This window comes from Dickeya sp. MK7 (genome assembly GCF_000406305.1).
Classification (GTDB): Bacteria; Pseudomonadota; Gammaproteobacteria; order Enterobacterales; family Enterobacteriaceae; genus Dickeya; species Dickeya fangzhongdai.
Window position 1 is genome coordinate 1,970,139 of the sequence record NZ_CM001984.1, and the last position, 26,031, is coordinate 1,996,169.

A 26,031-nucleotide genomic window follows, 5' to 3' on the forward strand; every position below is an offset into this window, starting at 1 on the left:
GCGACGAAGCCGCAAAGAAATGACACCGTTTATCCCGCACGAAACTATTCACTGAACGGACAAATTCAGCATTCACAAGACAACATGGCTGTTTGTCGACAGCCTTGCCGGCGCTGTGCGCCGGTTTTTTTCGCCTAGTGGGTATCCGGGAAGGCGGTTTCGTCCCGGCGAGCCATAATCTCGTAGTTGGCCCATTTCTGCCGCGCCACCCGCTGCGCCGTCGCCATCATCCGTTCCGCGTCTTCCGGGTGCGCACGCATCAGCGCCTTAAAGCGCGTCTCGTGCTTGCGGTACTCAGACAACGGCAGGGTCGGCCGCAGGCTGTCGAGCTGGAACGGGTTGGTGTGCTGTTCGCGCAGCACCGGGTTGTAGCGGATCAGCGGCCAGTGACCGGCCTGCACCGCCCGTTTCTGCTGCATCAACCCCTGACGCATATCGATGCCGTGGGCAATACAGTGGCTGTAGGCGATGATCAGCGACGGCCCGGGGTAGGCTTCGGCTTCGCGCAGTACTTCCAGCGTCTGTTGCGGATTGGCGCCGAACGCGATGCGCGCTACATAGACGTCGCCATAGGCGATGGCCTGCAACGCCACGTCCTTTTTCGCCATGGTCTTGCCGCCGGCGGCAAATTTGGCCATCGCGCCAAGCGGCGTGGATTTGGACATCTGCCCGCCGGTGTTGGAGTAGACTTCGGTATCCATCACCAGTACGTTGACGTTGCGTCCGGACGCCAGCACATGATCCAATCCGGAGGAGCCGATATCGTAGGCCCAGCCGTCCCCACCGATGATCCACACCGAGCGGCGCACCAGATGGTCGATCAGGCTTAACAGCGATTCCGCTGCGGGAGTCTGCTGCTCCGCCAGCTTGGCGCGCGCCTGTTCGAGGCGGCGGCGCTGCGCGACGATTTGGCTCTCCGTCTGCTGCGGCGCGCGGATAATATCGTCAACCAGATCGGCGCCAATCAGCGACGCTGATTCCAGCAACTGCGCTTTCGCTATCTCCATATGTTTGTCGGCCGCCAGCCGGAAGCCAAGACCGAACTCGGCGTTGTCTTCAAACAGCGAGTTGGACCAGGCCGGGCCGCGCCCTTCCTGATTGTGCGCCCACGGTGTGGTGGGCAGGTTGCCGCCATAGATGGAGGAACAGCCGGTGGCGTTAGCCACCATCATGCGTTCGCCGAACAGTTGGGTCAGCGTTTTGAGGTACGGGGTTTCGCCGCAGCCGCTGCAGGCGCCGGAGAACTCAAACAGCGGCTCAAGGAACTGCACGCCGCGAATGGTGGAGAAATCCACCGCGGCGCGGTCCGGCCAGGGCAGTTGTTCGAACCAGCCCAGCGCGGCTTTTTCCTGCGCCAGCACCGGCAGTTTGTCCACCATGTTGACGGCGCGGACCTCGGTTTCCCCTTCGTGATGCCGTACCGGGCAGGCTTCGACGCACAATCCGCAGCCGGTGCAGTCTTCCGGATACACTTGCAGGGTGTAGCGGGTTTCAGGAAAGCCGCGGGCGCTGATCGGCGCGGAGCGGAATCCGTCCGGCGCGTCATCGAGCTGGTCCTGATGGTAGAACTTGGCGCGGATGGCCGCATGTGGGCAGACAAACGAACAGTTGCCGCACTGGATACACAGGTCGTCGCGCCACTGCGGGATCTCCAGCGCGATATTGCGTTTTTCCCAGCGTGTGGTGCCGGTGGGGTAGGTGCCGTCCACCGGCAGCATGGACACTGGGATGCGGTCGCCGCGGTCCAGCATCATCTCCGCGGTCACTTCGCGCACAAAGCGCGGCGCCTGTTCCGACAGCGTCCAGCCCTGATCGACCGACGGGCTGTCGCCCTGCGGCACCGTGACCTGATGCAGGTGCGCCAGCGTCTCATCCACCGCGCGGAAGTTTTTCTGCACCACGTCGTCGCCTTTCTTGCCGTAGGTTTTGCGGATGCTGCTCTTGATAAGCTCGATGGCCTTCTCTTTGGGCATCACGCCGGAGAGCGCGAAGAAACAGGTTTGCATGATGGTGTTGATGCGGTTGCCCATGCCGACGTCGTGCGCCACCGAGGCAGCGTCGATGACGTAGAGTGTGAGCTGTTTCTGCTGAATGGTTTGCTGCATCTCACGCGGCAGATAAGACCAGACGCTGTCCGCCGGGTAGGGGCTGTTGAGCAGGAAGGTGGCGCCGGGCAGCGCATAGCTCAAAATGTCGACGGTATAGACGAAGTTGAACTGATGGCAGCCAATGAAGTTGGCGGTGCCGATCAGGTAAGGCGAATCGATGGGCGTCGGGCCGAAACGCAGGTGCGACGTGGTGCGCGAGCCGGATTTCTTCGAGTCATAGACGAAATAGCCCTGCGCGTAGAATTCCGGCTGTTCGCCGATGATCTTGATGCTGTTCTTGTTGGCGCCGACGGTGCCATCGGCGCCGAGGCCGAAAAACAGCGCGCGGATCTGTTCGTCCGGCTCCGGTTTCCAGCTTTCGTCCCACGGCAGGCTCAGGCCGGTCACATCATCATGGATGCCGATGGTGAATGTCGGTTTCGCCTGCGCTGACTGTTGCTGCTCGAATACCGCACGCGCCATCGCCGGGGTGAATTCTTTCGACGACAGGCCGTAACGCCCGCCGCTCAGGCGCGGCAGCGACGGGCGCTGGCCCTGTTGCAGACTATGCACCAGCGCGGCCAGTACGTCCTGATACAGCGGCTCGCCTTGCGCGCCCGGCTCTTTGGTGCGATCCAGCACCGTGACCACCTCGGCGCTGGCCGGTAGCGCTTTTAGCAGCGCGTCCATCGGGAACGGCCGGTACAGATGAATGGTCAGTACGCCGTAGCGGCCGCCCTCGCGGTTAAGCCGATCCGCGGCCTGGCACAGGGTGGCCGACGCGGAACCCATCACCACCACCACGTGGCGGGCGTCCGCCGCGCCGTGATAGTCCACCAGCCCGTAATGGCGGCCGGTCAGCTCGGCGAAACGCGCCATGTGACGTTCGACGATACCCGGCACGCTGTCGTAGAAGCGGTTGACGCTCTCGCGCCCCTGAAAGTAGGTGTCCGGATTCTGCGCCGTGCCGCGCATCACCGGTTTATCCGGGTTGAGCGCGCGCTCGCGGTGGGCCCGCACCCGATCGTCATCGATCATGGCGCGAATCTGCGCATCGCTCAGCTTGCTGATTTTGTTAACCTCGTGCGAGGTACGGAAGCCGTCGAAGAAATGCAGGAACGGCACCCGCGCTTCCAGCGTCGCGCTGTGGGCGATCATCGCCATATCCTGCGCCTGCTGTACCGAAACGCTGGAGAGCAGGGCGAAACCGGTGGTGCGTGCCGCCATTACGTCCTGATGGTCGCCGAAAATCGACAGCCCCTGCGTCGCCAGCGAACGCGCTGCGACATGGAACACGGCGCTGGTCAGCTCGCCGGCGATCTTGTACATGTTCGGCAGCATCAGCATCAACCCCTGCGAGGCGGTAAAGGTGGTGCTGAGCGCGCCGGCCTGCAATGCGCCGTGCACGGTGCCGGCGGCGCCGCCTTCATGCTGCATTTCCATGATGTCCGGGACGTTGCCCCAGATGTTATTCAGGCGCTTGCTGGCCCATTCGTCCGCCAGTTCCGCCATAGTGGAGCTGGGGGTGATCGGGTAGATGGCGCACACTTCGCTGACTTTATAGGCGACCCAGGCGGCGGCTTCGTTGCCGTCCACCATGACAAATTCATTTTGCTGGTTCATTGCGCCACCTCCTCGGCATTCATCTCAATCGCATGGCAAGGGCATTGCCGGTAGCAGGCTTCGCAGCCGGTGCATTTGTCGTAATCAAAACGGTAGTGCAGTCCTTTACCCAGTTTGATCACCGCGTTTTCCGGGCAGGCGCCATAGCAGCCGTCGCACTCGAAACAGTTGCCGCAGGAGTAGCAGCGGGTGGCTTCATAGGTGGCCTGTTCACGGTTTAGCCCGCCGATGATTTCGTCAAAACCGCCGCGCTGTTCGGGGGCGATCGCCGGCTGGCTGCTGGCGTTGGCCTCGGTATTGAACCACAGGTGCAGATGGGGATATTCCAGAACCGGGCTGCTGGCCGGTTTATGGTAAGGCTGGCGCCTCAGCCAGCCGTCGATATGATGCGCCGCTTTTTTGCCGTGCCCGGTGGCGATGGTGACGGTGCGCTCCGACGGCACCATATCGCCGCCGGCAAAGATACCCGTTACCGCGGTCATCATGTGTTCATCGACATCGATGATACCGTCCGGGCGGATGGTCAGGCCGGGAATGCGCTCCAGCACGCGGGTGTCCACATCCTGGCCCAGCGCCAGAATCAGGCTGTCGGCCTGTAACGTCTCGACGCGTCCGGTGGGCTGCGGGCGGCCGTTGGCATCGATCGCCATCTCTTCCACGGTGAAGGTGGTGCTGTCGATATTGCGGATGGTGCGCAGCCAGTTGATTTTGACCCCTTCCTCCATTGCCTCTTCCGCTTCAAAGCGGTGCGCCGGCATGTGTTCGATGTCGCGACGATAAATAATCATCGCTTCATCGGCGCCCAGGCGGCGGGCGGTGCGTGCGGCATCCATCGCGGTATTGCCGCCGCCGTAGATGGCGACCCGGCGGCCCAGCTTCGGCGCGTCGCCGCGCTCTACCGCCGACAGGTAGCTGACCGCATCCAGAATCTTGCCCGCTTCGCGCGCCGGAATATCGGTTTTCTTCGCCAGATGGGCGCCGATAGCCATGAAGACCGCATCGAAACCGCCTTGCTGTTTTTCCTGCAGCACATCTTCGACTTTGTGGTTCAGCGTCAGGGTAATACCGCTGGAGAGCAGATTACGGATTTCACTATCCAGTACGTCGCGCGGCATACGGTAGGCGGGGATGCCAAAGCGCATCATGCCGCCGGCCATCGGCCCGGCCTCGCGGATTTCCACCTGATGCCCAAGACGGCGCAGGTGCCAGGCGCAGGACAGGCCGGACGGGCCGGCGCCGATCACCAGGACTTTTTTGCCGCTGTCGGGCGCGGTAATCCGCGGCGTCCAGCCTTGTTCCAGCGCCATGTCGCCGAGAAAACGTTCGACGGCATGAATGCTGACCGACTGATCGACCTGCAGGCGGTTGCAGGCGCTTTCGCACGGGTGGTAACACACGCGGCCGTGGATCGCCGGCATGGGGTTATTCTCGATCAGGCGTTGCCACGCCTCTTCATAGCGCTGTTCCTGCACCAGCGACAGCCAGGACTGGATATTCTCGCCGGCGGGGCAGGCATGATTGCACGGGGGCAGGGAATCCTGATAGACCGGATGTTTACTGCGTACCGGACCGGTGCCTGAGGTTACCTTCAGGTCCGGCGGCTGCGTCATATCGTGTTTTACGTTGCTCATCGTATTGCTTCTCTACGTCCAATGTTGACTCGTTGTTATATGTGGGGCTTCCCATGTCACTGTGTGCTGTCGTCCGCGGTGTGGCGCGCCTTTGCGGGGGATAATGCGCGAAGGGCAATGTTCAACCAGAGACGATTCGCAAACAGGGACAATTTCGAAAACAGGATTAATCATAAATAAAGACAATCACGTGGCCGGTTTCGGTCGTGTTGTCGGGAAATAGGTGAATAATTTTGCGATTATTAAAATAATGTTGAGACAAGATTACGCCGTCGGAATAATCAATAAATGAGGCAGATCAAATATAAGCTAATCGACTGTATCGGGCAGTCGATGACAGACCACTTGACGCATATTGACTGGGTGAAACCAGAAGGGGAGTATTTTTATTTATCATGCCATTTCTGGCGTTTTACACTGGATAATTATTTTAACTGTATGTTTAAGTGGAATAATATTTCATTTTTCAAATGATGATTATTATTGGTTGCTAATTATTTATCTGGGTTAAAAGTGATCGTTGTATAGTTTGGTATATTGCCAATTGAAATCGTGATAATTCAATTTTCAGGTATGTTGTATTTCCCCGGGGATCCCGTGGTTGACCGATGTTATTGCCGCCTGATTCAACTGATGATTGTCAGATGATCTCTGCATTATTACAAACTCCAACTCGTTCGATGGAGAAGGCGATATATATTGCTATGCATGAGAGAAATGAGATGGGGACCATTCTTCATTTGAAAATGGGAATGAATAACATTGATGAGTCTATCCCCAATAATTCGAGCCACAGGAAGGCTGGGCGATTTGAACAGTGAAACGCGTGGCTCTTCAGGGGCAGGGCTGATGGATAGCGTGGGTAGTCACGTCACCGTACCTGCAACTTACCGTATGGAGAAGATAGCCGTGGCGTCTGTGGTTGCGGCATTCGTCGTTGACGCTACAGGCAGGCCGTGCCGCTTCTTTTCGCAACGGTCGCAGCATTGCGTTAAGGCTATCGTTGTGTTTTGTCATTATTACGTTTGTTCAACATCACATCCGTAACGGGAAATACGCGATATCCATTTTTCCGCTGACGGTTTTGTGGCACATTAGCCGCCTTGTCTTGTCACTATCAGCGGGCAGGTTGTCGTTCCCTAACCGGCAGCTGCACAAGGAATTCGCAATAATAATGAAATGGTTTACTTCACTGGCGCTTGCGGTCGGTCTGGCCTGTAGCCCGCTTTGGGCGCAGACGCCCGGTTCTATGCTGCAACAGACTGCGCCGGAGGCGGCTTCCGCCCAGCAACAGCGCGATGCCTTCGTTAACGACTTAATGAAAAAAATGACGCTGGATGAAAAGATTGGGCAGCTCCGTCTGATCAGCGTCGGCCCGGATAACCCGAAACACGCCATTCGCGAAATGATCCGCAACGGCCAGGTGGGCGGGATTTTCAATACCGTCACCCGGCAGGACATCCGGGTGATGCAGGATCAGGTGATGCAGCTCAGCCGCCTGAAGATTCCATTGTTCTTTGCTTATGACGTGGTGCACGGCCAGCGTACCGTGTTCCCGATCGGTCTGGGGCTGGCGTCCAGTTGGGACATGGGCGCCGTGGCGCTGTCGGCGAAGATCGCTGCCTATGAAGCGACCGAAGATGGCCTGAACATGACCTGGGCGCCGATGGTGGACATCACCCGCGATCCGCGTTGGGGCCGTGTTTCCGAAGGTTTTGGCGAAGATACCTATCTGACCAGCGAAATCGCCCGCGTCATGGTGAAAGGCTTTCAGGGCGATGACCTGACCGGCCGTCATTCGCTGATGACCAGCGTGAAACACTATGCGCTGTATGGCGCGGCGGAAGGCGGACGTGACTACAACACCGTCGATATGAGTCCGCAGCGCATGTTCCAGGATTACATGCCGCCGTACAAAGCGGCGATCGACGCGGGCAGCTACGGCGTGATGGCGTCGCTCAACTCCATCAACGGCGTGCCGGCGACCGCCAACCGCTGGTTGCTGAAAGACGTGCTGCGCGACCAGTGGCATTTCAAAGGCATCACTATCAGCGATCACGGCGCCATCAAGGAGCTGATCAAGCACGGCGTGGCGGCGGACCCGAGCGATGCGTCGCGCATCGCGGTGCAGTCCGGTATCGGCATGAGCATGAGCGACGAGTATTTCGTGCGTTATCTGCCGGATCTGGTCAAGCGCGGGCTGGTCAGCATGAAGGACATTGATGATGCCTGCCGCCAGGTGCTGAACATGAAATACGATATGGGGCTGTTCCAGGACCCGTACAACCATCTCGGCCCGGTCGGTTCCGACCCGGTGGACACCAATGCCGAAAGCCGCCTGCACCGCGAGGAAGCGCGTGATGTGGCGCGTCGCAGTCTGGTGTTGCTGAAAAACCGTCTTGATGTCCTGCCGCTGAAAAAATCCGGCGCCATCGCGGTGGTGGGGCCGCTGGCCGACAGCAAGCGCGACATTATCGGCAGTTGGTCCGCCGCGGGTCGTCCGGCGCAGGCGGTGACGGTATACGAAGGGATCCGCAAGGCGGTGGGGTATAACGCCCGCGTTTATTACGCCAAAGGTTCCAATGTCACCAATCACCCGGGTCTGGTCCAGTTCCTTAACCAGTATGACCAGTCGGTGGAAATCGACCCGCGCGCGCCGCAGGCGATGATTGATGAAGCGGTGGACGTGGCGAAGAAATCCGACGTGGTGATCGCGGTGGTGGGTGAATCGCAGGGGATGGCGCACGAAGCGTCCAGCCGCGCCAAAATCACCATTCCGCCGGAGCAAAAGGCGCTGATTGCCGCGCTGAAAGCCACCGGCAAACCGCTGGTGCTGGTGCTGATGAACGGCCGTCCGCTGGACCTGAGCCGTGAAGATCAGCAGGCGGACGCGCTGCTGGAAACCTGGTTCAGCGGTACCGAAGGGGGCAACGCCATCGCCGATGTGCTGTTTGGCGATTACAACCCGTCCGGTAAGCTGCCGATGACCTTCCCGCGCTCGGTGGGGCAAATCCCGATGTATTACAACCAGCTGCCGACCGGCCGTCCGTATTCGGCACAAGCGCCCAACAAGTACACCTCGCACTATTTTGACGAGGCTAACGGGCCGCTGTATCCGTTCGGTTACGGTCTGAGTTACACCACCTTTGACGTGTCGGACGTGAAATTCTCCAGCCCGACGATGAAGCGTAACGGCAGCATTAAAGCGTCGGTCACGGTCACCAATACCGGCAAACGCGCCGGGGAAACCGTGGCGCAGCTTTATCTGCATGACGTGGTGGCATCGGTAAGCCGCCCGGTGAAAGAGCTGCGCGGCTTCCAGAAAGTCATGCTGCAGCCGGGTGAAAGCCGTACCCTGACCTTCACCCTGTCGCCGCAGGATCTGATGTTCTACAACGCGCAGATGCAGCAGGTAGCGGAACCGGGCAAGTTTGAAGTGATGATCGGGCTGGATTCCCAGCGCGTGAAAACCGGCAGCTTTACCTTGCTGTAAGCGTCTGGTGATGTCACTCGTTGCTGTAGATAAACGACGGCCCCTGCGATAATTCCCAGGGGCCGGGCAGGAAAACCGGCTGCGCCGCCACGGGCGGCCGGATCCGACCGGTTTGGCGTCAGCCGCCGTGCACGATAATGATATAACCCACCAGCATCACGCCGCCGATGCCGCCCAACGCGCAGAGCGCAAACAGGCTGACAACCCCCAGTTTTTTGATATTCATCCGGTTATCCTTTTGTTACGTCCCGGCCGGTAAATGGTTACGTTCCGGTGATGATTAAGTTCCGGCGATTATAGAGCCTCCTGCACCGGATACAAGCCAACCGCGTTATCCGTCAATATCCGGATGAATGTGACAACGTCACAATTATGGCTGCTGACGTTGCCGCCGGTCTGTGGGACAATACCGGCCAGATTGAACGACAGTGAGATGGCATGACCCTTACCCCCGCGTTAAAGCAGCAGATTGGCGACTGGTATAAAGCGCTGCAACAGCAGATTCCCGATTTTGTCTCCCGTGCGCCACAGCGCCAGATGATCGCCGAAGTGGCGAAAGCGCTGGCGGGCGACTACCAACGTCATCTGGTGATTGAAGCGCCGACCGGCGTGGGTAAAACGCTTTCCTACCTGATACCCGGCATTGCCGTCGGGCGAGCGGAGCTGAAAACGCTGGTGATCAGCACCGCCAACGTGGCGTTGCAGGATCAGATTTTTAACAAGGATTTGCCGCTGCTGCGTCAGTTTATTCCTGAACTGAAATTCACCGCGGCGTTTGGTCGCGGGCGGTACGTGTGCCCGCGCAATCTGGCGGCGATGGCGACCGATGCGTCGGCGCAGGGCGATCTGATGCTGTTTATGGATGACCACTTGCCGTCCAGCCGCGAGGAACAAACCACCAGCGCCCGGTTGCAACAGGCGCTGCAAAGCTATGCCTGGGACGGCTTGCGCGACCATTGTCAGGAATCGATCGGCGACGCGCTGTGGCAACGCATCAGTACCGACAAGGCCAACTGTCTGGGGCGCAACTGCCATTATTACCGCGAATGCCCGTTCTTTCTCGCCCGCCGGGAAATCGAAGACGCCGATGTGGTGGTGACCAACCACGCGCTGGTGATGGCGGCGATGGAAAGCGACTCGGTGCTGCCGCAGGCGAAAAACATGCTGCTGGTGCTGGACGAAGGCCACCACGTGCCGGATGTGGCGCGCGACGCGCTGGAGATGTCCGGCGAGGTGACGGTCAGCGCGGTGCAGCACCAGATGGATCAGCTGATTCAGCAGGTGGGGCTCTGCCTGGCGCAGTTTCCGCCTAAATCGCCGCCGCGGCTGATGCAGCCCGACAGGCTGGGCGATCACTGTGGCGAGATACGGGAGCAGTTGCAACTGTTCGAACGGCTGAGCAGCCTGTTTCTGCCGCCGGCCCAGCCGGACGCCGATTACCGTTTCCCGATGGGGGAATTGCCGGAAGAGATGCGCGAGTGCTGCAGTCGGCTGTTTAAGCTTGCCGACAGCCTGCGCGGGCTGGCGGAATACCTGCTCAACGACCTGGCGGAAAAAACCGGCAAGCATGATGTGGTCAAGCTGCATCAGGCGATGCTGCGCATCAGCCGTCTGAGTGGTTACTGGGAAGCGCAGGGCAAGTTATGGCGGCTGGCGGCGCTGGAGAAATCCTCTAACGCGCCGGTGTCGAAATGGCTGCTGCGGGAACGGCGCGACAATCAACTGCATCTGTATTTTCACTGCGCCGGTATCCGCGTGTGCGACCAACTGGACCGGTTGCTGTGGCGCAATCTGTCGCATGTGGTGGTCACCTCGGCGACGCTGCGCTCGCTCAACAGTTTTTCCCGCCTGAAAGAGCTGTCCGGTTTGGACGAGGAAGAGGGCGATACCTTCATCGCGCTGGATTCGCCGTTCAATCACCGCGAGCAGGGAAAACTGGTGATCCCGCGCATGCGCCATGAACCGCTGATCGCGCACGAAGCTGAACATCTCGCCGAGATGGCGCGATTTTTCCGTGCCGAACTGCGGCGGGAAGTTCACAAGGGCATGTTGATGCTGTTCGCCAGCCAGCGGGCGATGCAGCAATTTCTCACCGAGGTGCCCGACCTGCGGCTGATGTTGCTGGTGCAGGGCGATCAGCCGCGCTACCGGCTGGTAGAACTGCATCGCCAGCGGGTGCAACAGGGCCAGACCAGCGTGCTGATCGGCCTGCAATCCTTTGCCGAAGGGCTGGATCTCAAAGGCGAACTGCTGTCGCAGGTGCATATCCACAAGATTGCTTTTCCGCCGGTGGACAGCCCGGTGATCCTCACCGAAGGCGAGTGGCTGAAAAGCCTCAAGCGTCACCCGTTTGTGGTGCAGAGCTTGCCGAGCGCCTCATTCAGCCTGATTCAGCAGGTTGGTCGATTGATTCGTAGTCATGACTGTTTCGGTGAAATCGTCATCTACGACCGCCGCTTACTGACCAAAGGCTACGGCGCTCAACTACTGGCCGCCTTGCCGGTGTTTCCCATCGAACAGCGCGCCATGCCGGATGATAAGTAGCCTGCTGTTATTCATGTATTTTTTCTGACAAACGGCCGTCAAATCCCTATCATATCGCCGCCACGGCCTGTTGGCCGTGGCGTGACAGACTGTGCGCCGCCTGTCGCGTCGCGGCCAGCGGTGCTTGTACAAGACAGTCTGACGTTTGATGATTCGATAAGGATGTGTGATGAATAAAAAGATCATGGCGCTTGGCGCACTGCTATTTCTGGCACAGGCTTCGGCCGCGCCGGTCAGTATTGAAGTGCTTGACGCCACCATTAAAGATAAAAAAATCGCCGATGCCGATGTGTTGCTGCAACGTGACGGCGCACAGACGGCGGTAGGGCGTACCAATACCCAGGGACAGGCGCAGTTGTCGCCGGCGTTTACCGCCGATGAGAATGCCTTGCTGATTATCAAAAAACCGGGGTTTTCCAACCTGGTGGTCAAGTGCCCGTGCGACGGCCTGACCTACGCCATCAGCCCGGTGATGAAAAATCTGGACGGGATGCGCATCGTGCTGACCTGGGGCGCTAACCCAGCCGACCTCGATTCGCATCTGGTCTATGGCAACAGCCATATTTACTTCGAACATAAAAATGGGCCGGACGCCAATCTGGATGTGGATGACATCGACAGCTACGGCCCGGAAACCATCACCATCGAGAAAAAGCGTTTTGGCGAAAGCTACCTGTATGCGGTACACGACTACACGCATATTCATCAGCCGGATCAGGCCGCGCTCTCGAACAGTCAGGCGAAAGTGTTTGTCTACGTCGGGCAATCGCTGGTCAGAACCTATAGTGTGCCGCGCAATCAGGTCGGCAACCTGTGGACGGTGTTCCGCCTGAACCCGAACGGTGATTTTGAGGATATCAACACCATCAAACAAACCGGCTATCAGGACCCCAATAACGTTGCTGCCGGGGTGAGCGGCCAACTGTCCGGCCGGGCCGCGACCGGTGCGGTCAACGTCAATCAGGCGGCGGCGAAAGCGCTGAACCGTCAGGGCGAAGAGGCCTATCGTCGCGGCGATCTGGAAAGCGCGATTGCGTTTTACCAGCAGGCGATCGAGCAGGATGGGGTGTTCAGCCAGGCGTACAGTAATCTGGGGCTGGCCTACCAGAAACTGGATCGCATCGCGGAAGCCATCTGGGCAAACCGTAAAGCGATCGCGCTGGCGGATGGGGCGAACGCGGCAACGGTGCGCGCCAGCTCCTACTATAACATCGCCCGCATCTATGAAGCGGCCGGGCAACTGGACGACGCCCTGCGCCATTATCAACTGGCTAAAGCGCAAAAAGACAGCGCCAGCTACGACCAGGCCATCAGCCGCATCAAAAGCAAGCTGTAACGGCTGACCGCGTTTTCTTGCCGCTCCGACTCCGGGGCGGCAACGGCGATTTCACGCTTCCCCTGTGACAAATTCATGCTATGTTTCCAAATAGTTGTCCTGCCATGACGGGCGTCATCGGCTCGCCCGGTCTATGGGACACCGTCTAACCGTCGCCTTACCAATGAGAGCACATCATGGATTACACCCGAATCATTAAAGAGGTTGGCCGCGGCAAAAATCATGCGCGCGATCTGGATCAGGACACGGCTTATCAGCTGTATGGTCAGATACTGAATGATCAGGTGCCTGAGCTGGAGCTGGGCGGGCTGCTGATCGCCTTTCGCATCAAGGGTGAGTCCGAAGCCGAAATGCGCGGTTTCTATCAGGCGATGAGCGAACAGACGTTGCGTCTGTCCGCGCCGGCCGGCGGTCCGATACCGGTGGTTATCCCCAGCTATAACGGCGCCCGCAAACAGGCCAACCTGACGCCATTGCTGGCGTTGCTGCTGCACCGGCTGGGACTGCCGGTGGTGGTGCACGGCGTGAGCAACGACCCGACCCGTGTCACCAGCGAGGCGATTTTTCGTGAACTGGGCATCGCGCCGGTGAACGACGCGCAGGCAGCACAGCAGCGCCTCGATCGGGGCGAGCCGGTATTTATGCCGGTGTCGCTGCTGTGCCCCGCCATAGAGCGTCAGTTGGATCTACGCTGGCGTATGGGCGTACGCAACAGCGCCCATACGCTGGCCAAACTGGCTACGCCGTTTGATGAGTCGGCGGCGCTGCGGCTGGCAAGCGTGTCGCATCCGGAGTACGTCGGCCGGGTCGGCACGTTCTTTCAGGACATTAACGGCCGCGCGTTGTTGATGCACGGCACCGAAGGCGAGGTCTACGCTAACCCGCAGCGCTGCCCGGAAATTCATTTTATCCGTGAACAACAGCGGGACATCCTGCAATGGCGGCAGGATATCGTGGCAGACAGCGCGGCGTTGCCTTCGGCGAAGGATGCTGCCACCACCGCCCGCTGGACGGAGGCCTGTCTGGCGGGCGAGCAGCCGATACCACAGGCGATTCGCCTGCAACTGGCGTGCTGTCTGGTCGGCAGCGGCGAGGCGGCCTCGATGGAGCAGGCGGTCTCGACGATACGAAAACGACTGGGTTGATCGTAACGATTAACGATATACCCAAAATAATTCGGGTTGCCGGAAAGCCAACGCGCCTGCGACTCGAAGTAGGACGGATATAAGAAAGGAACAACCACATGCAACAGGCTAAGGCGTATTTTGACGCCCTGAACCGCGATTATCTGGCGGTGCATCAAACCAAAGAGGATCTTTTCTGGCAGCGTTATATGGGAACCGGCGACGAAACCGTTTCCGCCCGTTTCGCTGAAGCGGAAAGCGCCTGGAAACGTTTTATCTCGCAGTCATCTCGTCTGGCCGAACTGCGGCAACACCTCGCCGCCGTTGAGGCCGCCCCCGCCGGCGAGGCGCGTGACGCGCTGCTGCACGGCTTGCGCGGCTGGTACCGCTTTTTTGACTGCAATGTGATTGAAGATCCGCAGGCTCAGGCGCTGATGGATGAGCTAATCGCCGCCGAAAACGATCTGTTTTCCCGCCGTAAAACCCATCAACCCACCCACCTCAATGAGCAGGGCGAGCGGGTTTCCGCTTCGCTGGGCGAGCTGCTGACCAATCAGGCCACCAATGATAACGAGGAGTGCCGCCGCAGTTCGCAGCAGGCGCTGCGTGACCTGGAACAGTGGCTGGTCAATCACGGATTCCCGGCGCTGGTCAGTCTGCGTAACCGTTTTGCGCGCCAGATGGGCTATCGCAACTACTTTGATTACAAGGTAAACAAAACCGAGCGGATGACGCCGGAACAGCTGTTCGCCATTCTGGACCGTTTTGAAGCGCAAACGCGTGACGCCAACCTGCGCAGCCTGCGTCAACTGGCGGCGGAAAAAGGCGAAGCGGCGTTGCAGCCGTGGAATGTGCGTTACGCCAGCACCGGCGATGTTACCCGCCAGTTGGATCCTTATTTCCCGTTCGCCGCGTCGCTGTCCCGCTGGGTCAACAGCTTCAAGCGCCTGCATATCGGTTTTAGCGGCGCACAGATGCAACTCGACCTGCTGGTGCGCAAAGGCAAATATGAAAACGGCTTCATGCACCAGCCGGTGCCGCCGTTTGTCGATCAGGGCCAGTGGTTGCCCGCGCGCATCAACTTTACCAGTCTGGCGCAGCCGGATCAGGTCGGCAGCGGCTCCAACGGCATCAACACGCTGTTCCATGAGGGCGGCCATGCGGCGCATTTCGCCAATATCCGCCAGAATGCGCCCTGTTTCGCCCAGGAGTTTCCGCCGACCTCGATGGCCTACGCCGAAACTCAGTCGATGTTTTGCGATAGCTTGCTGCAGGATGCCGACTGGCTGAAACGCTATGCGCATAACGCACAGGGCGAACCGATCCCCGATGCGCTGATTCAGGCCGATATCCGTGCTCGTCAGCCGATGCGTGCCTTCAACGAACGCCATATTCTGCTGGTGCCGTATTTCGAATGGCAACTGTACTGCATGGATGACGCGGAACGTACCCCCAAGGCGATTTTGCAACTGGCGCGCGACACCGAATTGCGCATTCTCGGCATCAACGGCAGCCCGCGTCCTACTATGGCGATTCCGCATCTGCTGTCGATGGAGTCGGCCTGTTCGTATCAGGGCTATCTGCTGGCGATGATGGCGGTAGAGCAAACGCGGCATTTCTTCCAACAGCGCGACGGCTACCTGACCGATAACCCGGCGATCGGACCGGATCTGATGCGCCATTACTGGCAGCCCGGCAACAGCCTGACCCATGATGAAACGTTGCGCAGCCTGACCGGCGAAGGGTTCAATCCGGATTATCTGGCCCGTGAATGCAACCTGACGGTGGAGGAGGCGTGGCGGCAGGCGCAGGCGACTATCGACGCCGCCGTGGCGCGCCCGCAACCGGCGGCGGATTTCGACCTTAACGCCCGTATCCGGGTGGTGGACGGCGATGCGGTGCTGGCGGACAACCAGGACGGCGACGACGCCATGTGTCAGGCGTTCGCTCGCGTAATTGAAGACGCTTACCCGACTCACGCCTGAGCGAGTAATCGTCAGGCAAGGCCGTCTCCCCCGGCAGCGTAAGCCGCGGGAGACGGTGATTCAGGCCGGTTATTACGCCGACGTTGCCGGTCAGGGCTCCAGCCAGCCGGCAACGTCTTTGGCGGCGGCATGGCTGTCAGGGTGACAGAGTACGGTAATCACGTCCCCGATGTTTTTGGACAGGTTAGATAGCAACATCAGGCACATCAGTCGGTTGAGGGATTTATCGTTCCATGATTTCGCCAGCGTCAGCAGCGACTCAGCCAACTTCTGGTGATCTTTGGCTTTGAAGTTAATCAGTTCGGCACACTTCTTTATCCCATCGTAAGCGGTAAACAGCACCCCGAAAGGCGTGACGGAAAAGGCGGATTTCATGGCGCCGATATCGATGTCGTGAATGGCCGTTTTGAGCCCGTCTTTTACCGTTTCGTTAGTGATTTGCAATGGCGTAATGATTTCCAGCATATCGTACAGGCGAGACTGTTTTTCCATGTAGCCGGAGAAGCTGCTCAAGGCCATCCAGGGCGCCAGCACCATGCCGCCGGATGTCAACGGACTCACTGTCCCGATGACGGCGCCAAGCCCTTTTGAGGCGACGTAGGCCGACCCTTTTTCCAGTGCAAGCTTGATATAGTCGCCGGTTTTGTCTTTTGACAGATCTGTCACCGGCAAACTTTCCAGCGCCAGTATCGAACGGGCGGCCACAAATGCAGGCAGCAATACGGGTTTGTCGCTGGAGATCAATTGCAGAGCCTTTTCGTATGGGTCTGGCGCCTGGACACTGCTTGTGGTCACGGCAGGCGTCGCAAAGAGAATGGATGATAATTCACGCGCGGAGGGGGTGGCGGCTTTCAGATAAGCATCAAAGTGGTCATACAGTTTCCTGTATGTGTCTATCGGCTGTGAGGCGAACAGATAACTGCCTGCCCTTGATAGCTTTTGTCCCAAGGCTTCACATTGTGTCGCCTGAGGTTTCGTACCCACTCTGACCTCATTCAGCAGGTTGATATGTACATCCAGCGCAAACCAGGCTTCGGGCGCCAGAATGCTGATGCATTCCGCGATGGTGACATCCCGACGCATCTCCTCCAGCGCGTTGATGCCGTGCGAAATGTTATTTAAATCCAGTGAATTATAGAATTTGTTACCCAGTGATTGGGCGCCTTTGTCCTGCCATTTATTACAGAAATACTCGAAGATATCCATCATATAACCTTTTAGTAGTGGGCCTGGGTCAAGCGTAATTTCGCGCCTCGCCGCCCGCTCGGTTATATCAAGGTCATTTCCAGCGTAAACCGGCCGCTGGGCAACTCTCCATACTCATTTTGTATCGCTAAACCGGTACGGCTCTCTCGCGCCGGGAGCCGCCCGTGCCTATACTGGTCTGGCGATATCCGCAATGAAAGTGCCTGTTATTAAAAAAGTTTCACCGAACTGTCATCTGCGCCGATTAGGCTGATGCGGTTTCCTATCCTTGACGATAATTCGTGACAATAAAAAGGACATATCATGCGCTATTCTTACGTGTTTATGGCGGTGGCTTGCTCACTGGCGACAGTCCAGGCGCAGGCCGCTTCCCAAAGCGATTCCCAACTGCCGCAAGTCAGCCTGCTGCAAACCACCACCGAGGCCAGCAACAGCGCCCCGGTCATCGAAATGCAGCAGCAGGTGCAGCAATATCTGCAAAAAGCCTTGCTGGGAACTGCGCCGAAGCTGACCCGCGCGGTGCTGGACAAAGCGCCGGATCAGGGAGAACCGCAGGGCGACATGAAATGGCTGAAAGCGACCGGTTACGTTTTCAACCCGAAAGATCAACAGCAGGCCAGCGTGAAACTGCTGGAAGGGTTCAGAACCCTGCCGGCGCCGGTGTTGCAGAAAAACCTGGCGACGGTTGAGCGCATCAATCTGGAATCGACCCTGCCGTTGCGCCAGAAAGCGCTGATTGATGCGGAAAATACCCGCTACCTGTACGCGCTGGCGGAGGCGCTGGGGCCGAAGCTGGGCAAGGCGTTTCTGGATGTGTACCAGAAAGGCGAAATAGGTAAGGCCGCGGCGTTGATCAAAGCCACCAACGTCAGCACGTCGGCGGCGAAAAACGCCTTTAACTACCCGCGTCCGTTCAAACAGCCGGGCAACAACATCCATCTTGTGCCGGATACCGCGGTTGTGGCGGATAATGCCCGTTACACGGCGTCGGGCGGATCGTTCCCCAGCGGTCATACCAACGGCGGGTATAACGATGCGCTGCTGCTGGCGCAGATGCTGCCGGAGCGCTTTGTCCCGTTGATTGACCGCGCCGCCAGCTACGGCTATTCCCGTCTGGTGCTGGGAGTGCATTATCCGCTGGACGTGATCGGCGGTCGCATGGCGGCCGAGCGCAGCGTGGCGCATTTCCTGAACGATCCGAAATACCGCGTGCTGTTCAATGATGCCAAAACCCAGCTGCGTGCCGCGCTGGAAAAAGCCTGCGGCACCTCGCTGGCCGAGTGCGCCAAACCGCAGGGTAAAAACGACCCGTATACCGACCCGGCGATGAAATCGTTTTACCGCTACACCATGACCTACAACCTGCCGTCGGCGAAGGTGAAAGCCCAGCCGGTCAAGGTGCCGGAAGGGGCGGAAGTGCTGCTGGAAGGACCGCTGCCGCAGCTGAGCGCCGCCCAGCGCCGTGCATTGATGGTGAAGACGGCGATTGCCGACGGCTATCCGCTGTCTGCCGGCGGGGTGGACGCCAATTTCTGGCAACGCCTGAACCTGCATGACGCGGTGGAAGCGGCGAAGACTGTAACCAAATAATCGTTTTCGCAATAAAAGACACCTTTATCCGCTCTCCGCCGGGCCTGATGAACAGCCAATGTCATATCGACATTGGCTGTTTTTTTTCGCGTCATCCTCTGTTTTCACGTTCTGGTCATGCTCATGGCTGTATCGGCTCTACCCGCCGCAGGCTGGCCGTAACGTCACATTTTGTATCGTTAAACCGGTGCGGGTTTCTCGCGCAGGGGTGGCGTTTAATTCTACGCTGGTTGGGTGATATTTGGGCGCTTGCGGGGCAGGCTCATTCACTGTTCACCATCACCGGTGTCGTTTCCTGTTAGCAGAAAAATGAGGGGGTAGCATGCGGTATCCTGTTGTTTTCATGTCACCTGTTGTTTTCATATCAATAGTTTTCATGTCGGTGGTCTGCACGCTGGCGGTATGGCAAGCGCAAGCCGCTGAGGGGGATGACACTCGGCAGCAAATGATTTTTCTGCAAACGACGACCGAAGCCAGCGACAGTAAGCCGGTGGTCGCCATGCAGCAAAAGGTGCGGCGCTATCTGCAAAAAGCGTTGCAGGGAAACGCGCCGCTGCTAACCCGCACGGTGATGGATAATGCCCCCTATCTGAGCGAGCCCTGGGATGATTTAAGGTGGCTGAAAGCCGCCAACTATCGCTTTAATTCCACCGCTCAGCAGCAGGACAGCATCACGTTGTTATTAGGGTTCAGAGCGCTGCCGGCGGATGTTTTGCAGGAGAATATGGCTATCGTGGAGCGTATTAATCAGGATGCGTCGCCCGCGTTGCGGCAAAAGGCGCTGATTGATGCGGAAAATACCCGCTACCTGTACGCGCTGGCGGAGGCGCTGGGGCCGAAGCTGGGCGAGGCGTTTCTGGATGTGTACCAGCAAGGCGAAATAGGTAAGGCCGCGGTGTTGATCAAAGCCTCCAACGTCAGCACGTCGGCGGCCAAAAACGCCTTTAACTACCCGCGCCCGTTCAAGCAGCCCGGCAACCATATCCATCTGGTGCCGGATACCGCGGTAGTGATGGATAAGCAGCCTTACACGGCTTCTGATGGCGCCTTCCCCAGCGGGCATACCAGCGGCGGGTTTAATACCGCGTTGCTGATGGGGCAGATGCTGCCGGAACGCTTCGTCCCGCTGATTGACCGCGCCGCCACCTACGGTTATTCCCGTCTGGTGCTGGGGGTGCATTATCCGCTGGACGTGGTCGGCGGACGTATGATGGCCGAGCGCAACGTGGCGTATATTCTGAACGACCCGGAATACCGTGTGCTGTTCAACGACGCTAAAACCCAGTTGCGCGCCGCGCTGGAAAAAGCCTGCGGCACCACGCTGGCCGAGTGCGCCAAACCACAGGGTAAAAACGACCCCTACACCGACCCGGCGATGAAATCGTTTTACCGCTACACCATGACCTACAACCTGCCGGTGGCGGAAGTGATCGCCCAGCCGATCACGGTGCCCGAAGGGGCGGAAGCGCTGCTGGAAGGGCCGTTGCCGCAGCTGAGCGCCGCTCAGCGCCGTGCGCTGATGGCGAAAACCGCCATTGACGACGGCTATCCGCTGTCTTCAGGCGGAGAGGACGCCAATTTCTGGCAGCGCCTGAACCTGCATGATGCGGTGGAAGCGGCGGAGCAATCAGTGAAGCAATAGCGATTCAGTGAGGTAATAGCGATTCAGTGAGGTAATAGCGATTCAGTGAGGCAATAGCTATTCAGTGAAGCAATAACGGTTGCCGGCATCCGCAAGATAAACAGAAGGGCTTCCCGTGAAGCCCTTCTGTAACGGATGTCCGGCGATTAAACCGGGTCCGTCGGGTTTTGGTCAGTGCTTGATGCTGACGTTATCGAAGCTGACCTTGCCGTTGCTGTTATTGCGCGATGACAGCGCCAGCCCGATATACAGCGTATCGTTCATGTTGGGATTGATGCGCTTGTTGAGTGTGGTCCAGGTCAGCCCGTCGTCGGAAACCTCCGAGGTAAAGGTGTTGCCGTCGCGGGTTAACCGCAGCCAGGTGGGTTGGCTGCCGTTTTCAGATTTGGCGAAAACGCCTCTGCTGCCGGTAGCGGTACCGTCTTTACTACGCCATTGCGACATCGCGCCGGACGAGGCGGTATACCCCGTCAGCATATAGGCGCTGCTGTCGGAAAGAGTGTTGCGTATCATCAGGCCGGCTTTGGCGTAAGGATCGCTATAGCGCAGATCGATCAGCCGCGCCGTAATGCTGCCGTCGCCTTTCAGGGTTTGATAGACGAAGTTGAAGGCGTCGGCGGCGCCCCACATATCGCCGGTGTGCGCTTCCAGCGCAATCACATCCTGATCTTCGGTGGCGGTGCCGGGCGTATCGGTTTTGCCAATGTCCTGCCGTTTCCATGCCTCGCTGAGTGGAGATGCCGGCGGCGTCGTCACGCTGACCACGTTGGAATAAACGGAATCGCCAGCCTGATTGTAGGCTTTCACCCGGAAAGCGTAGGTGGTGTTGGGAGCCAGCGTGCCTACGTCCACCGAGGTGGCGTCCGGCCCCAGCGATTCGGCGCTGGTGTAGGCGCCGCCCGCCTCATAGGCACGGGGCGTGGTGTCGTAAGCGCCGTCGCCAAAGGTACCCGCATAGGAATATTCGACGATAAAGCCGCGCTCGTTATCCGAACAGTCGTTCCAGTCCAGTTGAACCACCGAACTGGAGATCGCGCCGGCGGTCAGGCTGTCCGGCGAGGCCGGCGGCTTATCTTCACCGATGTAGGGATCCAGCGATATCCCTGTGCGCAGGATTTTGGCGCTGACGCGATGGCGCGTCGCGGCCAGCCGGTTGTTCACGTCGGCGAGCGTCAGCGGCGTAATACTGACGTCGTAATCCACCGGGCCTTCGCGCTGGGTCAGGGTGGCGGTGCCGTCCAGATAGAAAATTTCGTTGAGCCACAGGCTGGGCATGATTTCGCCGTTACCGGCCGGAGCCCCGACGGTAAAGGGAACCATCGGGTTGCCGGTGCTGGTCTGGATACCGGCGTTCCACACGGCGGAGCGGCCGGGCGCGCCGTCAAGGGGATAATCCGGCGCATAGCGATCGGTCAGCGCGACCTTTTTGATAAAGCCCTGCGTCGTCGTCACCAGCGGCGCATTTTCCGCCAGCAGGGTGCCGCCGCGGTTGAAATAGTTCAGTTCCCAGTGCATCAGAAAGTATCCCTGACCGGTCAGGGTCAGATGCTCGCCGGCGTGCAATAGCAGGTACTTCCCTTCCTTTGAGCCTTTAATGGGTTCGACGTATTTATTCGCCTCGCCATCGTTGTTGCCGACCAGCGTGACGCCGGTCGCCGCCGGTCGCTGATACAGGCCGTTGATCTTTGGGTAGGACAGATCCTGATCGCCCTTATCGAACGCCGCATGCTCGGCCGCCGCGACGGAGCCGGCACAGCGTTGCGTGTCGACGGCGGCAGCTTTACCGGCGAACCCGTATGCGCCGAACAGCAATCCGCCAAGCAGGGCGCTGAATCGACGTCGGGGCAGGCGATGACGGAGAGTTTCCATAAGTGTATCCTGGTGAATTTATAACTTATTGATTTTAAGTGATATTGATAAACGCCAGACCATGCGCCCGGGCAGCGTATAGTAATTGGCGGAAAATGCCAAACTCATCATTGGCGTTATCAGAATTTTCCGGCGGCAGCCCATGCCGGAGCCGTGGTCAGCCGTCGCCGGCAGGCAGAGACGGGGTGATGGCGGTTGACGATGTTTTTTCCCGCTCGGCCAGCAAATCGACAAAGGCGCGTACCTTGGCCGGGCGAAAACGCGAAGCGGGGAAGACCGCATGGATGCCCCCGCCGGGCAACTGCCAGTCGGGCAACACCTGTATCACATGACCACGCGCCAGATCCTCCGCCACTGCGAAATCCGGCAATACGGACAGCCCGGCGCCTTGCCGTACGGCTTCGCGCACGGCGAAGGTGGCGCTAAAAAACAGATCGGCCTTGACTGTGACCGGACAACTGTCGGCACCGGGGCGGGAGAAGACCCAGTGTAATGGGTCGCGCAAGGCGGTATTAGCGATAAACGGCAGTGCGGTGATGGCCGCAGGCGATGTCAGGTGGGCGATGCGTTCCCGCCACGCCGCCGGCGCCACTAGCCATTGCCGGAAGGTGCCTATTTGCCGGGCCTGCACATGAAGTTCGGTCAGCCATCCCACCCGGATAGCCAGTTCGATATTGTCCGATAACAAATCCAGCGGTTGATCGCTCAGCTTCATGTCCACCTTGCAGCGCGGGTACTGGCGAGTGAAATCCGCCAGCGCCGGGACAACCACGCTGATGCCGTAATCAAGCGGCGCGGTCAACCGTAACAACCCGGACGGCTCTGACGCGGCTTCGGCCAGCTCGGCAAAGGCATCCCCCGCTTCATGCAGAATCAGCGCACAGCGTTGGTAGAAGCGGTATCCTGCCTCGGTGGGTTGTACATGGCGCGTGGTTCGAATCAGCAGGGCGGTATTGAACTCGCGTTCAAGACGGGCGATCTGCTGGCTGACGACGGCCTTGGTGATGCCAAGCCGTTCAGCGGCTGCGGTGAATGAACCGGTTTCGACGACGGCGGCGAAATAGGCCATGCGCCGCAGGTGGGGAACATCACCCGGTCCGGTATCGCTGCGATTGTTTGCTTTTAGCATACGCTCTATAAGGTTTGTCGGTATTTTTACGCCAATGGGTTTTGCTTATCATAAGCGACATTCTGCAAAACAATGGAGTCGGTGATGAGTAAAATCCTGCATTATGTTTTTGATCCCCTGTGCGGATGGTGTTACGGCGCCTCCCCAACCGTCGCCGCGCTGGCCGATCATCCGGCGTTTCGTTTGGAACTGTCGCCGAGCGGGCTGTTCGCCGATGAGGGCGCGCGGCCGATGAATGATGAGTTTGCCGCTTATGCCTGGAGCAATGACCAGCGTATCGCCCGATTAACCGGTCAGCCTTTTTCCGAGCGTTATCGCCAGCAGGTGTTGGGCGACCGTCAGCAGGCGTTTGACAGCGGCGCGGCGACGCTGGCGCTGACCGCGGTTGCGTTGACCGAACCGTCGCGGGAAGTCGCGGCGCTCAAGGCGATTCAGCAGGCGCGTTATGTAGATGCCCGGGATGTAACGCGCCGCGAAAGTCTGGCGGTGTTGCTGAGTGAGGCGGGAATGATGCTGGCGGCGGCGCGGTTGTCGCAACCCGACGCGGCGTTGCTGGCAGCCACTCAGGCGCGCATCAGGCAAACGCGGGGGGTGATGTCGGCGTTGGGGGTTCACGGTGTGCCGACGTTTATCATTGAGGAAGACGGGCGGCACCAACTCGTCCGCAGTGACGCCGTTTATTCCGATCCGCAGGCGTTTATCAAACAGTTGCTGTCGGCGTGATGGTATAGCCATACCGCCAGTAGCGTCCGCGCCTTTGCGGCGGCGATACATGAACGAGGAAACGTGAGATGCAGACCAATTTGGATATTATTCGTGCCACCTATGAAGGCACATCCGAAGAGAATGGCAAGCAGTTGTTATCGGTACTGGCGCCGGACGCGGTCTGGATTGAGGCGGCGGGCTTCCCTTATGCCGGTACTTATGTCGGTCCGCGGCAGATTGTCGATGGTGTGTTTTATCGGCTGGCGACCGAATGGGAAGGGTATCGGGCGCAGGTCCACACCTATCTGGCGGATGGCGATCGGGTGGCGGCCTTTGGCGTCTATTCAGGAACGTACCGTGCGACGGGCAAGGCGATGACGGCGACGTTCGCCCATCTTTATCAACTGCGCGCAGGGCAGATTATCCGCATGGAGCAGTATGTGGACAGCGCGATGGTGTGTCAGGCGATGGAAACAGCCTGAGCGGCGGCGTTAAATCCGGGGTGCGGTTAACCTGAATATCCAGCCCCTGACGCGCAGGGGTATCGGTATATATCGGTATAGCGCGCGGTATTGGTATTGATACATGTTGCCAATCAGGCCGCCAGCGGCGGCCTGATTGCGCTATCAGGAAACGTGTTGCAGAAACTCGCGCAGACGATCGCTGGGCGGATTCGAAATCAACGCATCCGGATGGCCGTCTTCGGCAATACGGCCTTTGTCGATGAAGATCAGGCGGGAGGCCACTTTCTGGGCAAAACCCACCTCGTGGGTCACGATGACCATGGTCATGCCTTCTTCGGCCAGATCTTTCATCACGTTCAGCACTTCGTGGCGCAGCTCCGGGTCCAGCGCCGAAGTTGGCTCGTCAAACAGCATCAGCTTAGGTTTGACCGCCAGCGCACGGGCGATCGCCACACGCTGCTGCTGCCCGCCGGACAGTTCGGACGGGTAGTGATGCGCGCGTTCCGCCAGACCCACTTTGCCCAACAGCTCGCGGGCCAGTTTCTCCGCGTCGGCCTTGCTGGCGCCGCGTACCCGAATCGGGCCGAAGGCGACGTTTTCCAGCGCGGTCAGGTGCGGGAACAGGTAGAACTGCTGGAATACCATGCCGGCTTCCTGACGAATCAGGCGCTCGTCCACTTTCGGGTCGTTGACGGTCAGACCGTCCACCACCAGCTCGCCGCTGCTGATCTCTTCCAGCTTGTTGATGCAGCGCAGCAGGGTGGATTTCCCGGAGCCGGACGGCCCGATAATCACCACCACTTCACCCTGATTGATGTTCAGGTTGATGTCGTGCAGTACCTGAGTCTGACCGTAGTGTTTCGATACGTTTTTGAATTCAATCATATAATCTTCAGTCTTCTTTCCAGCCAGCGCATTCCAATGGTAAGAACCAGTGTAATTACCAGGTAGATAATCGCCGTGGCAGTCAGTATTTCCAACGCGCGGAAATTACCCGCAATGATTTCCTGCGCCTGACGCGTTAACTCAGAGACACCAATCACGATACACAATGAGGTGTCTTTAATACTGATGATCCACTGGTTACCCAACGGGGGCAACATACGGCGCAATGCCAGCGGCGTAATCACATGGCGCAACGTGGCGCGGTGCGATAATCCCAACGCCAGGCCGGCTTCGGTAAAGCCTTTATGGATAGACAGCACCGCACCGCGCGTAATTTCGGCGATGTAGGCGCCCGAGTTAATCATGATAGTGATTACGGCTGCGGTAACAGGGTCGATACGAACCGATGTCAATACCATGGGGAGGGCGAAGTAGATGTACATTATCTGTATGACCATGGGGGTGCCACGGATCACTTCGATAAAGACCAACGCGATGCGATTGGATAGCCACCCGCCATAGACGCGGGCAAATCCCGCAACGACGCCAATAACCAGGCCGCCCAATAGACCCAGCACGGAAATCAGCAGAGTCATTTGGGCCCCTTCCAGCAACTGAGGGATAGACGGCCAAATGACACTCCAGTCAAACTGCATGAACATTCTCCAGCAATGATAACGCCATAATAGCCAGGTGCCGCCCGGTTTTGCCGGCGGCA

The 26,031-nt window shown here is 58.9% G+C and carries 17 protein-coding genes; 9 read left to right on the forward strand and 8 right to left on the reverse strand.

Features of this window, described 5'->3' with window-relative positions; all coding sequences use genetic code 11:
- Positions 1-134 precede the first annotated feature (134 nt).
- Complete coding sequence (nifJ, locus tag DXXMK7_RS08605) at positions 135-3,710, reverse strand: pyruvate:ferredoxin (flavodoxin) oxidoreductase (protein ID WP_038918732.1); 3,576 nt, start codon at positions 3,708-3,710, stop codon at positions 135-137.
- Positions 3,707-5,341 (reverse strand): NAD(P)-binding protein, encoded by a 1,635-nt coding sequence (locus DXXMK7_RS08610; protein ID WP_038918733.1) that lies wholly within the window; start codon positions 5,339-5,341, stop codon positions 3,707-3,709. The genes nifJ and DXXMK7_RS08610 overlap by 4 nt, the downstream gene beginning before the upstream one ends.
- A 1,174-nt stretch (positions 5,342-6,515) precedes the next feature.
- Between DXXMK7_RS08610 and bglX the strand changes: the two genes are divergently transcribed.
- A complete protein-coding gene (bglX, locus tag DXXMK7_RS08615; protein WP_038918734.1) occupies positions 6,516-8,834 on the forward strand; it encodes a beta-glucosidase BglX in 2,319 nt (772 codons plus the stop codon).
- Between the two features lie 118 nt (positions 8,835-8,952).
- On the opposite strand, the gene DXXMK7_RS23045 is transcribed toward bglX, so the two are convergent.
- Positions 8,953-9,060, reverse strand: a complete 108-nt coding sequence (locus tag DXXMK7_RS23045) for a membrane protein (protein WP_012770198.1) — start codon at positions 9,058-9,060, stop codon at positions 8,953-8,955.
- Between the two features lie 212 nt (positions 9,061-9,272).
- On the opposite strand from DXXMK7_RS23045, the gene dinG reads away from it, so the two are divergent.
- The 4 genes from dinG (at position 9,273) to DXXMK7_RS08640 (ending at position 15,823) form a co-directional block, all read left to right on the forward strand.
- On the forward strand, positions 9,273-11,378 hold the full coding sequence (gene dinG, locus DXXMK7_RS08625; RefSeq protein ID WP_038918735.1) for an ATP-dependent DNA helicase DinG: 2,106 nt from the start codon (positions 9,273-9,275) through the stop codon (positions 11,376-11,378).
- 169 nt (positions 11,379-11,547) lie between these two features.
- Positions 11,548-12,714 (forward strand): YfaP family protein, encoded by a 1,167-nt coding sequence (locus tag DXXMK7_RS08630; protein ID WP_038918736.1) that lies wholly within the window; start codon positions 11,548-11,550, stop codon positions 12,712-12,714.
- 176 nt (positions 12,715-12,890) lie between these two features.
- Positions 12,891-13,859: a DNA-binding protein YbiB gene (ybiB, locus tag DXXMK7_RS08635; RefSeq protein ID WP_038918737.1), complete on the forward strand. Its 969-nt coding sequence runs from the start codon at positions 12,891-12,893 to the stop codon at positions 13,857-13,859.
- A 98-nt stretch (positions 13,860-13,957) separates the two neighbouring features.
- Positions 13,958-15,823 (forward strand): M3 family metallopeptidase, encoded by a 1,866-nt coding sequence (locus tag DXXMK7_RS08640; RefSeq protein WP_038918739.1) that lies wholly within the window; start codon positions 13,958-13,960, stop codon positions 15,821-15,823.
- A gap of 90 nt (positions 15,824-15,913) precedes the next feature.
- Here the strand turns inward: DXXMK7_RS08640 and DXXMK7_RS08645 are convergent, their stop codons facing one another.
- Positions 15,914-17,032 (reverse strand): hypothetical protein, encoded by a 1,119-nt coding sequence (locus tag DXXMK7_RS08645; protein WP_152490644.1) that lies wholly within the window; start codon positions 17,030-17,032, stop codon positions 15,914-15,916.
- Between the two features lie 300 nt (positions 17,033-17,332).
- Here DXXMK7_RS08645 and DXXMK7_RS08650 point away from each other — a divergent pair, with 300 nt between their 5' ends.
- On the forward strand, positions 17,333-18,619 hold the full coding sequence (locus DXXMK7_RS08650) for a phosphatase PAP2 family protein (RefSeq protein ID WP_038918741.1): 1,287 nt from the start codon (positions 17,333-17,335) through the stop codon (positions 18,617-18,619).
- 376 nt (positions 18,620-18,995) lie between these two features.
- Positions 18,996-20,261: a phosphatase PAP2 family protein gene (locus DXXMK7_RS08655; protein WP_231348861.1), complete on the forward strand. Its 1,266-nt coding sequence runs from the start codon at positions 18,996-18,998 to the stop codon at positions 20,259-20,261.
- Positions 20,262-20,432: 171 nt separating this feature from the next.
- On the opposite strand, the gene DXXMK7_RS08660 is transcribed toward DXXMK7_RS08655, so the two are convergent.
- Both DXXMK7_RS08660 and DXXMK7_RS08665 read right to left on the reverse strand, forming a co-directional pair.
- Positions 20,433-22,130, reverse strand: a complete 1,698-nt coding sequence (locus DXXMK7_RS08660) for a DUF1349 domain-containing protein (protein WP_038918743.1) — start codon at positions 22,128-22,130, stop codon at positions 20,433-20,435.
- Between the two features lie 157 nt (positions 22,131-22,287).
- Positions 22,288-23,259, reverse strand: a complete 972-nt coding sequence (locus tag DXXMK7_RS08665; protein ID WP_049842543.1) for a LysR family transcriptional regulator — start codon at positions 23,257-23,259, stop codon at positions 22,288-22,290.
- A gap of 84 nt (positions 23,260-23,343) precedes the next feature.
- Here DXXMK7_RS08665 and DXXMK7_RS08670 point away from each other — a divergent pair, with 84 nt between their 5' ends.
- Together DXXMK7_RS08670 and DXXMK7_RS08675 are read left to right on the forward strand one after the other, a co-directional pair.
- The gene (locus DXXMK7_RS08670; protein ID WP_038918744.1) at positions 23,344-23,982 is read left to right on the forward strand and encodes a DsbA family protein; all 639 of its coding nucleotides are present in this window, start codon (positions 23,344-23,346) and stop codon (positions 23,980-23,982) included.
- 68 nt (positions 23,983-24,050) lie between these two features.
- Positions 24,051-24,446 carry a nuclear transport factor 2 family protein gene (locus DXXMK7_RS08675; RefSeq protein WP_038918745.1) on the forward strand — a complete coding sequence of 132 codons (396 nt, stop codon included), beginning with the start codon at positions 24,051-24,053 and terminating at the stop codon, positions 24,444-24,446.
- Positions 24,447-24,590: 144 nt separating this feature from the next.
- Here DXXMK7_RS08675 and glnQ read toward each other — a convergent pair whose 3' ends face one another.
- Both glnQ and glnP read right to left on the reverse strand, forming a co-directional pair.
- Positions 24,591-25,313: a glutamine ABC transporter ATP-binding protein GlnQ gene (gene glnQ / locus DXXMK7_RS08680; protein WP_033568280.1), complete on the reverse strand. Its 723-nt coding sequence runs from the start codon at positions 25,311-25,313 to the stop codon at positions 24,591-24,593.
- Positions 25,310-25,969 (reverse strand): glutamine ABC transporter permease GlnP, encoded by a 660-nt coding sequence (gene glnP, locus DXXMK7_RS08685; RefSeq protein ID WP_038918746.1) that lies wholly within the window; start codon positions 25,967-25,969, stop codon positions 25,310-25,312. The genes glnQ and glnP overlap by 4 nt, the downstream gene beginning before the upstream one ends.
- Positions 25,970-26,031: the final 62 nt, after the last annotated feature.